Genomic DNA, 13,466 nt, shown 5'->3' with positions numbered 1-13,466 from the left:
CCGCCTCACCGTTCGTGATCATGGGCATCAAGGACGCACAGAAGGAGCTGGTGGACCCGGCCGTACAGGGCACGCGCAACGTGCTCGAGGCCGCCAACCGCAACGAGAGCGTCAAGCGCGTGGTGCTGACTTCCAGCGTGGTCGCCATCTACGGTGATGCGCAGGACATCCGGCAGACTCAGGACGGCGTGTTCACCGAGGACTACTGGAACACCACCAGCAGCCTGGACCACCAGCCCTACAACTACTCCAAGGTCGCGGCCGAGAAGCTTGCCTGGGAGATGGCCAAGGCACAGAGCCGCTGGGACCTGGTCGTCATCAACCCCGGCCTGGTGCTCGGACCTTCGCTGACCAACGCCAGCGACTCCACCAGCCTCAGCACCATGCTGCAGTTCGTGGACGGCACGCTGAAGATGGGCGCGCCGAAACTCGAGTTCGGGGTGGTGGACGTGCGCGACGTGGCCATCGCGCACATCCGGGCCGGCTTCACGCCCGCCGCAAGCGGGCGCCACATCTGCGTCAGCGACAGCATCTCCATGCTCGCCATGGGCCAATTGCTGCGCCAGCGCTTCGGCGGGCGCTACCACTTCCCGCGCCGCGAGATCCCCAAATTCCTGGTGTGGCTGGTGGCGCCGATGAGCGGGCTCACGCGCCGGTTCGTCTCGGCCAATGTCGGCTTTCCGCTCAAGTTCGACAACAGTTACACGCGCAAGGAGCTGGGCCTGGCGTTTCGGCCCGTGGATACCACCATCGTCGAGCACTTCCAGCAGATGATTGACGACGGCGTCATCCGCGACAAACGCTAGCGCAAGCGCCTCTCCCAAAAGGGCAGAGGCGCTTCAGGCCGGGATATTCATCAGGCTGTAGCCGACCATGCCCAGCGCCAGCAGCACGGCCAGCCCGACCGCGATCAGGTCCGCGCCGGTCGGCGCCGTGTTCTGCTCCGGATGCCGGGTGTGCAGCACGCGCTGGCGGTGCGCCAGGAACAGCGGCACGAAGCAGCTGATGCCGATCAGCATGCTGCCGAGGAAATAACCCCACAGCCAGGGCGTACCGATGCCCAGCCGCCGGCCTTCCGCGAACATCAGCACGAAGACCGCGGCGCCCAGTACGAAGATGTCCACCACGATGAAGGTGCTGGCCGGGGTGGCCAGGGTCTCCTTCCAGAACAGCAGGTTGCCGCCGAGGAAGCCGGCGTCCAGATAGCCCACGGCCTGCGCCCAGGTGCCCGCCAGGCCGGCGACCGCCAGAATGTAGTAGAGCGGCGCCTGCCAGTTGCCGTTGTTCGTCGTGCTCATGCTGCACCTCCTTGCGATTGCTACCCGCGAATGTAGCGAATCCTGCGCCAGGCGGGAACCCGCCGGCGCTGCCCGCAGCGCGCTCGCAGGCTAGAATGCGGGGCATCTGTGCTGGGCTTGAGATGGCCCATAATCGGGCTCCATGAGACCCGCTACCCGCCCAGATCGCCAGCGCGTCATGGCGGCGCTGTTCCTGGCGCTGTGTGTCGCCCTGCCGGCACAGGGGGAAAAGAAACCCTTGTGGGAGGCCGGCGCCGGCATCGGCGTGCTCGACTTCCCCGACTACCGCGGCTCGGACGAGCGCAGCACCCTGGCGCTGCCGGTGCCGTATTTCGTGTATCGCGGCGACTTCCTCCGCGTGGAGCGCAACCGCGTCAGCGGCCGGCTGTTCGAGTCCGACCGGCTCGAGCTGGACGTGAGCCTGAACGCTTCGATCCCGGTGGACAGCGACGACAATGACGCGCGCCGCGGCATGCCGGACCTCGATCCGGCGGTGGAGGTCGGCCCGGCGCTCGAAATACATCTCGCACGCGACACGGCCCGCAAGTACGCGCTCGACCTGCGCCTGCCGGTGCGCGCTGTCGTCACCACCGGCCTCGATCACATCGGCTGGATCGCGCATCCCAACCTCAACCTGGACGTCACCGATCCGCTCGGTTGGCAGGGCTGGCGGCTGGGGCTGCTGGCCGGGCCGATCTTCGGCACCCGCGAGTACCACGACTACTTCTACGGCGTGGACCCGAAGTTCGCGACCGCGCAGCGGCCGGCCTACGAGGCCCACGGCGGCTATGCCGGCAGCGCGGCCATTGCCGCACTCAGCAGGCGCTACCCGAAATTCTGGATCGGCGGCTTCGTGCGGCTGGACAGCCTGAGCGGCGCTACCTTCGAGGACAGCCCGCTGGTGAAGGACCGCAGCTTCGCTACCGCCGGCTTCGCCATCACCTGGATACTCAAGGAATCGGAAACACAGGTGGAAACGCAGCGCGAGCGGGACTCGCAGATCTGAGCGGTATCGTCGTTAAGGGTAGTGCCGCTACTTCTTGCGCGCGGTGGCGCGGTAATGCAGCTCGAGCCCGCAGCAGGCGCCGGCGCCCTTCTCACGCGCGCGTTTGCCGTCGCAGGTGAGCGTGCCGCTGGTTTCCAGGCGGCGGCGCGAGAGTGCCTCGATCAGCGTGTCGCTCAGGCTGTAGCCGCCGCCGGTGCACTCGCGCAGCGGGCAGGGGAATTCGAAGTGCGCCTGCATGTCGCCGATGAAGATGCGCTTGTGCGGCGAGGGGCTCACGCGGCCTTCGGGATCGGTGAAGCGCAATTCCACCACCACTTCCTCGATCGAAGGGAATTTCTCGCCCAGGGCGGGGGCGGCGAGGTACTGGCGCTGGCGCTTTTCGCGCAGCCGGGTTTCGAGGATGTGCGGTTTCAGGGCCATGACGATTTCCTGTGCAAAATCAGGCCCGTAGCGGGCCATCGAAGTCAAAAGCGGCCCATCGTCGAAGACAGCGGTCGGGCAGCGGTACGATGCGCCGGCGGTCAGAAACCGGCCTTTTTTGGCGGATTGCGCGGGCAGTGTAACACACTGCGCCCGTTCCGGCCCCGGGGCGGGGCTAAAACCCCTTATGAATCAGTGGCTATCGAGCCAGGCCGCACTCTGCCTGCGCGCCAGCCGCAGGAGAGTGCCCGGTCCCGTAGGGTTACGGCCGAAATACACGGCTGCGGTGTTGCGCCGCTTGCCCGTAGCGCACACTACGGGCTGCGCGCGCGCCGTGCAGCCGCGCATTTCGGCCCGTCACGCGGCTCACGGGGATTATTGGATAGGTTCTAGAACAAGCGCCCCTGTTCTGGCGGCGGCGGCAGTGCGCGGCCGCGCAGGGGATAGGTTTCCAGCACCTCGTAGCGGAAGCGGTTCTTTTCCAGATGGCTGCGGATCAGCACGAATTCCTCCACCTGCCAGCTGATCGGCTGCAGCGGCTCCGGGCGCAGACGCTGGTTGGCATCGCGCATCACGGTCAGGTGCGGTTTGAAGCGCGGCGTCGGCCCCAGCGGCAGACCCTTCAGCGCCCGCCGCAATGCCTGGTCGAGGTAGGCAAGCTCGGCGGGGATTTCGCTCGGGCCGAACCAGACGGGAACCTGCGGGTTGTTGAAGCTGCCGGCCTGGTCGAGCTGCAGCACAAAGGGCGGTGTTTCGATGCGCGCGGCCGCCTGGCGTGCGCTGGCCTCGACTGCGGCGGGTACCGCATCGCCGAGAAAGTAGAGCGTGAGGTGGTAACGCGCCGGGCGGCTGGGGTGACCGCGCAGCCCGCGCCGCTGGAACAGCGCATCCGCCTGTTCGGCGATGCGCGCACGCAGCGCCTCATGCGGCCACAGCGCGAAGAACAGGCGGTTGGGTTCAGGCACGGCCGTTTCGTTGCGCATCGCGTTCGACCCGCGCCTGCAGCTTGCGCGCGCGGCGCAGCATGAAGCGCCCGGTATAGGCCGTCATCAGCGTCGGGAAAGCGGCCAGCAGCACGCCCCAGGCGGCCTGGATGAAGGTGGCGACGCGCGCCGGGCGTTTCTCGATCGCCTTCACGATCCAGCCTGCGGCCTCTTCCGGCTCCATCTGCTTGAGGTAACGGTAACCGGCCGTCGGGGCGGTCATCGGCGTTTTGACCAGCGGGTAGTTGATCACGGTGACGTAAATCGCCTTGCCGACCAGCTCGGCGGCGAGGCTGCGCGAGAAGCCCTCCAGCGCCGACTTGCTCGCGACATAGGCGGAAAAGCGCGGCACCGTCAGCATGGTGGAGTAGCTGGAAACATTGACGATATGCCCCTGGCCGCGCGCCAGCATGCCGGGCAGCATGGCCAGCGTCAGCCGCAATGGCCCGAAGTAGTTGAGCTGCATGGTGCGCTGGTAGTCGTGGAAGCGGTCGAACGATTCGCTGACCAGCCGACGGATCGAGCGCGCGGCATTGTTGACCAGCACGTCCACCTGCGGGTGCTCGGCGAGGATGGCCCGCGCGCAGGCGTCGATCTCGGCCTCCTTCGACAGGTCGGCGGGATAGATCCAGGCCTGCCCGCCCGCCGCCTCGATGTCGGCCTTCACCCGCGCCAGCTCGTCGGCTCTGCGCGCCACCAGGCAGACGCGCGCGCCCTTGCGCGCGAGCAGCTTCGCCGCCGCCGCGCCGATGCCGCTGGACGCGCCGGTGATGACGATGGTCTTGCCCCGGATCTCGACCCCCATCGTTTTCCCCTCCCGTTCCCCTGACTCTATTAATATCAGGCCTGAACGGGACTGAAAGCCATTAGAGGGAGCGGGCATGGCCGCCGGCCAGGACCAGCACAAGCCGCCGATCGACCTCGACACGATCCCGGAGGAGCAGCTGCTCGACACGCGCATCTGCGACCTGCCGGTATGGATCGAGGACACCTGGCTGGAAAAATGCGTGGCGCAGCTGCATGCGGAGTTGAAGGCCAAGAACATCCTGTTCGAGCCGCGCTGCTACCTGGCCGACGAGTGGCTCACGCCCGAGGACGTGCCGGTCATCGGCATCCCCTTCTACCTGGCACATCCGCGGCTGACGGCGCTGGAAAAGAAGATGATGCTGGAGGCCGAGGGCGAGACCATCGAATGGTGCATGAAGCTGCTGCGCCACGAGGCCGGGCACGCGCTGTGCTACGCCTATAACCTGCACCACAAGCATGACTGGAAGGAAGTCTTCGGCGAATCCACCCAGGACTACGGCGACACCTACCGCTTCCGCCCGTACAGCAAGAGCTTCGTGCGGCACCTGGACAACTACTACGCCCAGTACCACCCGGACGAGGATTTCGTCGAGACCTTCGCCGTCTGGCTGACGCCGGGGCTGGACTGGCGCAGCGAGTACGCCGGCTGGAAGGCGCTGGACAAGCTGCTGTTCGTGGACAGGCTGATGGCAGGCATCGCCGGCAAGCCGCCGCTGGTGAAGGGCGGGCGGCTGTACTGGAAGGCGAGCGGCATCCGCAGCACGCTGCGCCGTTTCTACCAGAAGCGGCGCAAGGCCGAGGCCGAGAACTACCCGGACTTCCACGACGCCAATCTCAAGCGCATGTTCGCGGAGGGCAAGGCGCGCGGCGAAACGCGTTTGGCCGTCGCCCGGCTGCTGCAGGCGCACCGCAAGACCCTGCTCATCCAGGTCGCCGGCTGGACCGGCGAGCGGCGCTACATGGTCAACGAGGTGCTCAAGGCCATCCATCAGCGCAGCCGCGCGCTGCGGCTGGTGACCGAGGAGCCGGAGGCGGTGGCGGTGCTCAAGCTGACCAGCTACATCACCAGCCTGTTGATGAACTACCGCTACACCAACCGCCTGCGGGGGCCGATATGAGTGCGCGCAAGTGCCGCAAAGGGCGGCTGCGCGTGCTGATGGTGTTCGACATGCCCTACGCGGTGACCCGCGACCACGATTACACCGAGGAGTTCGCCGATCCCGAGGGCTGCTATACCGAGAACGATGTCTACCAGGCGCTGCTGGAGAACAAGTACGAGGTGCGGCGGCTGGGGCTGTTCAACGACGTGCGCCTGCTGCTGGACGAGGTGGCCGAGTTCAGGCCGGACGTGATCTTCAACCTGGTCGAGACCTTCAACCACGTCACGCACTGGGACAAGAACATCGCCGCACTGATCGAGCTGACGCAGATCCCCTACACCGGCGCGACGCCCGCCGCCATCACGCTGTGCAACGACAAGGGCCTGTGCAAGAAAATCCTGCGCTTCCACCGCGTGCGCACGCCGCGCTTCCACACCTTCTACCGCGGCCACAAGGTCTGGCTGCCCAAGAACCTGCGCCTGCCCTGCATCATCAAGCCGCTGACCGAGGAGGCCTCGCGCGGCATCTCGCAGGCCTCGATCGTGGACGACGAGAAGGGTTTCCTCGAACGCATGCACATGATCCACGAGCGCATGAAGCTCGACGCCATCGCCGAGGAATACATCGAGGGCCGCGAGCTGTACGTGAGCGTGATCGGCGACCAGCGTCTGCGCGTGCTGCCGCCGCGCGAGATCACCTTCGGACAGATGTCGGAGGACGAGCCGCGCATCGCCACCTACAAGGCCAAGTGGGACGACGACTACCGCCGGAAGTGGGGTATCCGGAATGCCTTCGCCGGCAAGCTGCCCAACGGCCTGGAACAGCACATCGCGGACGTGTGCAAGCGCGCCTATCGTGCGCTGAACATCCGCAGTTATGCGCGCTTCGATCTGCGCGTGAAACCGAGCGGCCAGGTGTACGTGATCGAGCCGAACGTGAATCCCTGCATCGCGAAGGACGATGAGCTGGCGCAGTCCGCGGCCAAGGTCGGCATCGCCTATCCGGCGCTGATCCGCATGGTGGTCAACCAGGCGCTGCAGCGGAAGAACTGACGAACGTCATCCCCGCGGAAGCGGGGGTCCCGTGCCTCAAAGCCTTCGGATTCCGGCTTGCGCCGGTATGACGAGCGGAATTGATCGGGGTCTCACTAGAGCACGCCCGCCTCCAGCCCCACCGCCATGGCCTCACCCAGCTCGCGGCACTGCGCGACGAATTCCTCCCGGAAGTCGCCGCGCAGGATCAGCGCTTCCTGCACCGCGCGCCAGCGCAGGCCGGTGACGATGGTCTCCACCGCGCGCTGCGTGCCGCGGCCGTCGTTGCCGGCGCGGATCTGCAGCGCGTAGGGCAGGCCCTGCTTTGCCTCCAGCGTTGGGTAGTAGATGCGGTCGAAGAAGTCCTTGAGCGCGCCGCTCATGTAGCCGAGGTTCTCCGGCGTGCTGAGGACGATGCCGTCCGCCGCAACCACGTGCTGCGGCCCGGCGTCGAAGGGCGACAGGCACAGCACGCTGACGCCCGGCGCCTCCGGCGTCTGTGCGCCCTGCAGCAGCGCATCGCGCAGCCGCCGGGTATTGGGCGAGGGCGCGTGGGCGACGATCAGGAGCGTTCTCGGCATACGCACCCATCCTACGCCCGATCGATGCGCTAAGCTCTGCCGGAAACGGGGGGTGACCCATGAAGAGACTGTTGCGTTGGATGCTGGTCTTGGCGGTGCTGGCCGGCGGCTATTACTGGCTGGCGGTGGACAGCCGCATGCCGGCGGATGCGGATTTCCCGCTCGACATGACGGAGGTCCGGCGGCTGGCCGATTCGCTGCCCGGGGCGAAACCCGCGCAGGTTCGCTTCGAGAAGGTGATGTCCTATGCCTTCACCCGCAACATGGCGGTGGCCGGCGACGACTGGTCCACCGTGGCTGTCCCGGTGTACGCCTATCAGGTGGTCTATCCGGATGGCACGGTACTGATCGACGCCGCCATGAGCCGTGCCATGGCCAAGCCGGCATTCATGGTGCCGTCCTATGACGACGCGGCCTGGCAGCGGGTGGCCGCGGCACTGGATCGCGCCGCGCAGATCGTCATCACCCACGAGCACCTCGACCACCTGGGCGGCGTCATGGCGCACGGGGATCTCGCCAGCCTGCTGCCACGGCTGCGCCTGACCGACCTGCAGCTGGCACACCCGGAGCGGATGCGGCCGTACAAGCCGCCGGTCGGGGCCTTCGACGGCTACACGCCGCTGCGCTATGAGCGGTACCACGCGCTGGCCCCGGGGCTGGTACTGGTCAAGGCCCCCGGGCACACCCCGGGCAGCCAGATGGTCTTCGTGCAACTGGCCGACGGGCGCGAAATCCTGTTCCTCGGCGACGTCGTATGGAAGATGCGCAACCTGGCGCTGCAGCGCGAGCGCCCACGCTGGATCACGTTACTGATCCAGGAGGACCGTCATGCGGTGTTCGGGCAGATCAAGGCGCTCGGCGAGCTGCTGCAGAACGAGCCCGGCGTGAAACTCGTGCCAGGGCATGACGGCGCGGTGGTGGACGCCTTGGCTGCGCAAGGCTATCTGCAGGCCGGTTTTCAGCCCTGACAGCAACGACCCGCAGACTGGGACTGCCACGGCGGCCACGCCGCCGGCGTTTGCAGCACCGCCAGCCCCACCGCCACCCGGCCCGTAATCCGGATAACCAAGGCAGCCCACCCAAGGCCGTTTACACTGTACTGTGCCAGTTTTGCGGAGCGATCGCCCTTGAACCCTGCCGATGACGAATATCTCAGGCCCACGGCCATCGTGGATGCCGACCATCCCGCCGTGATCCGTTTTGCGCGCGAGGCGGCCGGAACTGCGCAGGACCCCCGCGCCCGGGCGGTGGCGCTGTACTACGCGGTGCGCGACGGCTTCCGCTATGACCCTTACGGCCTCGATCTCAGCCCGCAGGGCCTCTCCGCCAGCCGCGTGCTGGAGACCGGTCGCGGCTGGTGCGTGACCAAGGCCGTGCTGCTGGCCGCGGCCTGCCGCGCGCTCGGCATTCCCGCGCGCCTGGGCTATGCCGACGTGCGCAACCACCTGTCCACCGAGCGCATGCGTCAGGCCATGAAAACGGACGTCTTCTACTGGCATGGCTACACCGGCATCCGGCTCGACGGCCGCTGGGTCAAGGCCACGCCCGCGTTCAATCTCTCGCTGTGCGAGAAGTTCCGGCTCAAGCCGCTGGAGTTCGATGGCAGCGAGGATTCCATCTACCACCCCTTCGACCTCGAAGGGCGCCGGCACATGGAGTACCTGAACTTCCGCGGCGAGTATGCCGACGTGCCGGTGGCGGACATCGTGCGCACCTTCGCGGAGCACTACCCGGGCTCCCTGGCCCAGGACCGGGCCGACTTCGACCGCGACGTGGCACGGGAAACCGCCGGCGGTTGAGCCCCCGGCCCGCCGCACCCCCGGATTTCGTCCAAATGCGTGAGGCTGGGCCGGGCCCCGCCGCGCATCATGGGGGCTGGCTGGGGTGCCCGCCCGCACGGGGCTGGGCGCCGGAGAGGCATCGAAGCATTGCCCGATTTACGGCGATGAGCCGCAGGAGGCTGACGTGAACGCTGTCCCCAAGACCATCAACAAGAAGATCCTGCTCGAATCCAAGCATTTGGAGCGCTGCCCGTTCCCGGTTCCGATCGGCTGGTACTTCGTGGACTACTCGGAGAACCTCAAGCCCGGCGAGCTGCGCAACGTCTTCCTGCTCGACCAGGAGTGGGTGCTGTTCCGCGGCGAGTCCGGCAAGGTCGGCCTGAGCGATCCCTACTGCGCCCACCTCGGCGCGCATATGGGCCACGGCGGCAAGGTCTGCGGCGACCACCTGCGTTGCCCTTTCCACCACTGGGAGTACGACACCGAGGGCTGGTGCAAGAAGGTGCCTTACGGCAAGACCCAGCCGCCGATCACCAAGCTGCAGCCGGTCGTGCGCATGCTGCCGGTGGTGGAGAAGTACGGGATGATCTGGTGCTGGTACCACCCGGAGCTGGAGCCGCCGGCCTGGGAACTGCCGCATATCCCCGAGCTCGAGGACGCCGGCTGGGAGGGCAAGCGCCGCGGCACCTGGACGGCCAACACCTGCATTCAGGAGATCGCCGAGAACGGCGTGGACGTGGCGCACCTGAAGTTCCTGCACGGCGCCCCGATCATCCCGCCGGTGGAGGCGACCTACGAAGGCCCCAAGATGATCCTGAACATCGGCCAGGGCTACATCGTCGGCCACACCTACGGCCCCGGCCTGAACGTCATGCGCTTCACGCAGATGAATCCGGCCACGCAGAAGCCGGTCACGGCGACGATGATCTCGTACACCGTGCCGATCACCCGGGAAAAGAGCCAGATGAACATGTGCTTCCGGCACAAGGACTATGCCGAGGGCACGTCCGAGCTGGCGTTCTCCAAGAAGATGATCGACCACATGATCGGCGCGGCCGAGGGCGAGGAGAGCGCCGGCTTCGAGAGCGTGGACTTCATCGTGTGGAACAACAAGAAGTATCGCGCCAGGCCGCTGCTGTGCGACGGCGACGGCCCGATCATCCAGTTCCGCCAGTGGTTCCGGCAGTTCTACGTCGGCGCCAATCTCGAGGCTATCTAGGGAACCTCTGCCAATTCCCTTCGTCAGTCCGGCGCAAGCCGGAATCCAGCGGCTTTAAAGGCTCTGGACCCCGGCCCCGGATCGAGTCCGGGGCGGGCTTTTCGCCGGGGTGACGAATGATCAGAGCTTCCCCAGCCCGCGTGCGCGGGCGCAGCTCCCCATAAAGCGATCCGGCCGGGCCCGCAAGGGCCCAGCCGCAGTTCACGGCCGCGCCGCTTGGCGGTAGGCTGTGCCTGGCGGCAACCGCAAGGGGGAGGGAGCTTGGAAAAACAGCCTGAGCGCAGGGTGCAGCATTTCCGGCAGATCCTGCTATGGCCGCTGCAGCTCATGCCGATCCGCGAGGACGCGCAGATCCAGACCCACTGGGCGCTGCTGCAGAGCGCCAGCGCCGAGAATCCCTGGCACGAGATCGTGGACGAGTTCACCGACGATCCCTCGGGTTTCCAGGAGCGGCATTACGGCGAGTTCGTGACCTTCCTGCCCTATGTGCAGCGCATGCTGTATGGCGAGGGCAAAGGCCGCGGCGCTGCCGCCGGCGAATCGCCCATCCGCGTATTCCGGCGCGACGATGTGCGCAAGCTGCGCCTGACCTTCCCGCGCGATTCGAGAGGTCCGATCGAGTTCGAGGTCGCGCACGTCGATCTGTACTTCTTCTACGACCTCGACATCGTGATCCTCGCCGTCGAGATTCTGGCGATGGACATCGAGTTCGAGCGCGCCCAGGAGGCCCTGTACCGCTTCGGTCGAGCCTATCCGACCCACTGGGAGGACGACGGCCACGGCGGCCACTGTTGCGCGAAGGTCGAATGGCTCGGCGAAGACGGTGTCGTGCTGGCCACGTCGGACTACGAGCGCCGCGAGAAATACCTGTCCTACGTCTGCCGCTTCCGCGCGCCCTGCATCTCGTCCCACTGGGAGTTTCTGCTGCGGCCGCTCGTGCTACACCACTCCATGGAGCCGGGCCCGATCCGTTACCGCCTGCTCGAGTACCATCGCATGCCGGTGCTCGGCTACTTCGCGCTGGAGGATCCGCGCCAGTTGACCCGCGCGGACTTCGTCCGGCTGGCATTCGTGACCGCGCCCGGGCCGTCCGACGTGCTGCCGTTCTCGGAACATCACCTGCGCAATTTCGAGTTCCGCTACTGCCTGGACCGCTTCTGGCGCGCGCGCAGCGACGGGCCGCCGGGCACGCGCATGCTGTGCAGCGGGGAGGCCTTCATGGTGGTGGGCAGCGCCGAGGACCCCTACTTCATGGACGCCGATTACGGCTTGCGTGAGCAGTTCCGGCATCAGTATTTCCTGGTGTTCCTGATCGCGCACATGCACAAGGCGGCGCTGCTGATGCTGTCGGACCGGCTGGTGAACACCCTCAACCAGCTGGACATCTCGGACCCCGAATCCGTCAAGCGCTTCAAGCGCCAGATCCGGCAGCTCAAGGAGATCTTCCTGCGCTTCACCCATCGCTACTGGTTCCACGAGGTGTCGGATCAGGCGCAGGCCAAGGATCTCTACCACATGTGCCAGGAGCACTTGGGCACCGAGCGCCTGTATGCCGAGGTCAGGGACGAGGTCGAGGGCATGAACGCCTACCTCGACAGCGACGCGCTGCGCCGGCAGGCGAACACGGTCGTGCGCCTGACGGTGGTGACCATCTTCGGCCTGATCGGCACGGTGACGACCGGCTTCCTGGGCATGAATCTGCTGGACGAGACCGACCGCCCGCTCTGGTTCCGGGCGGCGCTGTTCGTCGGCATCTTCATCCCGGTGATTCTGTTGACCTTCTACACGATGGTGAAGTCCAAGCGTCTGTCGGATTTCCTCGATGCGCTCTCCGACGAGCGGCTGGGCTTCTCCGCCAAATGGGCCGCGTTGCTGGACGTATGGCGCAAGCCGTCGCGGCGGGGGGCGAAGCGCCGTTGAAGTGCCGCAGCTGCCGCAATGTCTCAGCCGAAGTGGAAGAAGTTCAGCTTGTTGCCGTCGAGGTCGCGGAAGTAGGCGGCATAAAAGTTGTCGGCACGCGGGCCGGGCTTGCCCTCGTCGGTGGCGCCGAGCGCGATAGCCTTGCGGTACAGCGCATCCACCTTCTCTTTACTGTCCACCGCCAGCGCCACCATCACGCCGTTGCCGACCGTAGCCGGTTTCTTGTCGTAGGGCAGGGTCACGGCGAGTCCCGGCCCGCGGCCGGTGCCCCACAGGATGAACGTGCCGAAGTCCATGGTGCGCCTGGCGCCGAGCTCGCCCAGCAGCGCGTCGTAGAAGGCCGCGGCGCGCGGCAGGTCGTTGGTACCGAGGGTGACGTATCCGATCATGTTGATCTCCTTGTGATGACGGGCTGAATTCAGGGCGTCAGTACGACCTTGCCAGGGTTCCGGCGCGCTTGCATAACTCAGTCAGCCAATCCTGCGCGCGCTTAGTCAATTACCTCCGAGGTACCTCTCTGCTAGAGGAAAACACGCTTGCCATCACTGGCGGTGCCGATGCTGGGCGCAGCTCAGTTGCCGCCCAGGTAATCCAGCTTGCCCAGTTCGACGCCGTTGTGCCGCAGGATGTTGTACGCGGTAGTGACGTGGAAGTAGAAATTCGGCAGCACGAAATGCTGCAGGTACTGCTGGCCTTGGAAGTGCAGCGGGCCGCGCGGGGTGGTGAGGGTTACCGCGCGCGCCTCGGAGCCGTCTACCTGCTCGGGCTTGACGGCCTCGAGCAGGGCGATGGTCTTGTTCACGCGCGCGATCAGTTCCGCCAGCGTCTGCTCCGTGTCCTCGAACTTCACCGGCTCCGTGCCGGACAGCCGTGCCGGGCAGCCCTTGGCTACGTCGGTGGCGATGTAAACCTGGGCGCGCAGCGGCAGCATGTCCGGGTACAGCCGGCAATTGGGCAGCACGGACGGATCCAGTTTCTTCGCGGCCTCGTAGGCGGCGCCCTTCTCCAGAATGGCCTTGAAGTTGCCGAGCATGCGCAGCAGCGGCGGGATCGAGGCCTGGTACATCGAAAGACTCATCGGGACTCCTTGGGGTTTATCCAAATATCACCATACTCTGGCGGCTGAGCGCCACCGGCACGCCACCCGGTCCCCAGACCATGGCCGACTGGCTGGTGTAGCCCGCGCCGGCGAACACGAGCTGGGCGTCCACACGCCAGCCGGCGAGCGGCAGCTGCGTGTAGTGCTCGGTGATGAATTCCAGCATCCAGGTCATCGAGCTGCCGGGGGCGGGCGTTTTCAGGTGCGACAGCGCGATCGGC

16 protein-coding genes are annotated in these 13,466 nt (G+C 66.5%); 8 read left to right on the top strand and 8 right to left on the bottom strand.

Annotated features, from left to right (window positions below):
- The coding region (locus VNJ47_06960) for an NAD-dependent epimerase/dehydratase family protein (GenBank protein ID HXG28569.1) at positions 1-806 on the top strand (806 nt) is incomplete at its 5' end.
- A gap of 33 nt (positions 807-839) precedes the next feature.
- On the opposite strand, the gene VNJ47_06955 is transcribed toward VNJ47_06960, so the two are convergent.
- Entirely contained in the window at positions 840-1,298 is a 459-nt protein-coding gene (locus VNJ47_06955) for a DUF2834 domain-containing protein (protein HXG28568.1), read from the bottom strand.
- A 142-nt stretch (positions 1,299-1,440) separates the two neighbouring features.
- On the opposite strand from VNJ47_06955, the gene VNJ47_06950 reads away from it, so the two are divergent.
- The gene (locus VNJ47_06950; GenBank protein HXG28567.1) at positions 1,441-2,304 is read left to right on the top strand and encodes a MipA/OmpV family protein; all 864 of its coding nucleotides are present in this window, start codon (positions 1,441-1,443) and stop codon (positions 2,302-2,304) included.
- A gap of 27 nt (positions 2,305-2,331) precedes the next feature.
- Here VNJ47_06950 and VNJ47_06945 read toward each other — a convergent pair whose 3' ends face one another.
- From VNJ47_06945 to VNJ47_06935, 3 genes are all read right to left on the bottom strand, one after another.
- A complete protein-coding gene (locus VNJ47_06945; GenBank protein ID HXG28566.1) occupies positions 2,332-2,724 on the bottom strand; it encodes a hypothetical protein in 393 nt (130 codons plus the stop codon).
- 389 nt (positions 2,725-3,113) lie between these two features.
- Positions 3,114-3,689 carry an RNA 2',3'-cyclic phosphodiesterase gene (thpR, locus tag VNJ47_06940; GenBank protein ID HXG28565.1) on the bottom strand — a complete coding sequence of 192 codons (576 nt, stop codon included), beginning with the start codon at positions 3,687-3,689 and terminating at the stop codon, positions 3,114-3,116.
- Positions 3,682-4,512 (bottom strand): SDR family NAD(P)-dependent oxidoreductase, encoded by an 831-nt coding sequence (locus VNJ47_06935; protein ID HXG28564.1) that lies wholly within the window; start codon positions 4,510-4,512, stop codon positions 3,682-3,684. Before VNJ47_06935 ends, thpR begins: the two co-directional genes overlap by 8 nt.
- Before the next feature lie 76 nt (positions 4,513-4,588).
- Between VNJ47_06935 and VNJ47_06930 the strand changes: the two genes are divergently transcribed.
- Together VNJ47_06930 and VNJ47_06925 are read left to right on the top strand one after the other, a co-directional pair.
- Positions 4,589-5,632: a putative zinc-binding metallopeptidase gene (locus VNJ47_06930; protein HXG28563.1), complete on the top strand. Its 1,044-nt coding sequence runs from the start codon at positions 4,589-4,591 to the stop codon at positions 5,630-5,632.
- Positions 5,629-6,666 (top strand): ATP-grasp domain-containing protein, encoded by a 1,038-nt coding sequence (locus VNJ47_06925; GenBank protein ID HXG28562.1) that lies wholly within the window; start codon positions 5,629-5,631, stop codon positions 6,664-6,666. The genes VNJ47_06930 and VNJ47_06925 overlap by 4 nt, the downstream gene beginning before the upstream one ends.
- A 95-nt stretch (positions 6,667-6,761) precedes the next feature.
- Here VNJ47_06925 and VNJ47_06920 read toward each other — a convergent pair whose 3' ends face one another.
- The gene (locus VNJ47_06920; GenBank protein ID HXG28561.1) at positions 6,762-7,226 is read right to left on the bottom strand and encodes an NAD(P)H-dependent oxidoreductase; all 465 of its coding nucleotides are present in this window, start codon (positions 7,224-7,226) and stop codon (positions 6,762-6,764) included.
- A gap of 59 nt (positions 7,227-7,285) precedes the next feature.
- Here VNJ47_06920 and VNJ47_06915 point away from each other — a divergent pair, with 59 nt between their 5' ends.
- The 4 genes from VNJ47_06915 (at position 7,286) to VNJ47_06900 (ending at position 12,146) form a co-directional block, all read left to right on the top strand.
- Complete coding sequence (locus tag VNJ47_06915; protein HXG28560.1) at positions 7,286-8,194, top strand: MBL fold metallo-hydrolase; 909 nt, start codon at positions 7,286-7,288, stop codon at positions 8,192-8,194.
- 159 nt (positions 8,195-8,353) lie between these two features.
- Complete coding sequence (locus tag VNJ47_06910) at positions 8,354-9,025, top strand: transglutaminase family protein (protein ID HXG28559.1); 672 nt, start codon at positions 8,354-8,356, stop codon at positions 9,023-9,025.
- Between the two features lie 166 nt (positions 9,026-9,191).
- On the top strand, positions 9,192-10,226 hold the full coding sequence (locus VNJ47_06905) for a Rieske 2Fe-2S domain-containing protein (protein ID HXG28558.1): 1,035 nt from the start codon (positions 9,192-9,194) through the stop codon (positions 10,224-10,226).
- A 261-nt stretch (positions 10,227-10,487) separates the two neighbouring features.
- Positions 10,488-12,146, top strand: a complete 1,659-nt coding sequence (locus tag VNJ47_06900; GenBank protein ID HXG28557.1) for a CorA family divalent cation transporter — start codon at positions 10,488-10,490, stop codon at positions 12,144-12,146.
- Between the two features lie 23 nt (positions 12,147-12,169).
- Here VNJ47_06900 and VNJ47_06895 read toward each other — a convergent pair whose 3' ends face one another.
- From VNJ47_06895 to VNJ47_06885, 3 genes are all read right to left on the bottom strand, one after another.
- Positions 12,170-12,535, bottom strand: a complete 366-nt coding sequence (locus VNJ47_06895) for a VOC family protein (GenBank protein HXG28556.1) — start codon at positions 12,533-12,535, stop codon at positions 12,170-12,172.
- A gap of 182 nt (positions 12,536-12,717) precedes the next feature.
- Positions 12,718-13,224: a DUF1993 domain-containing protein gene (locus VNJ47_06890; protein ID HXG28555.1), complete on the bottom strand. Its 507-nt coding sequence runs from the start codon at positions 13,222-13,224 to the stop codon at positions 12,718-12,720.
- A 16-nt stretch (positions 13,225-13,240) separates the two neighbouring features.
- The coding region (locus VNJ47_06885; GenBank protein ID HXG28554.1) for a thioesterase family protein at positions 13,241-13,466 on the bottom strand (226 nt) is incomplete at its 5' end.

This window comes from Nevskiales bacterium, from assembly GCA_035574475.1.
GTDB lineage: Bacteria > Pseudomonadota > Gammaproteobacteria > Nevskiales > DATLYR01 > DATLYR01.
The sequence above is the reverse complement of the archived record's forward strand: the minus strand, read 5'-3'. Positions and strand labels throughout refer to the sequence as shown.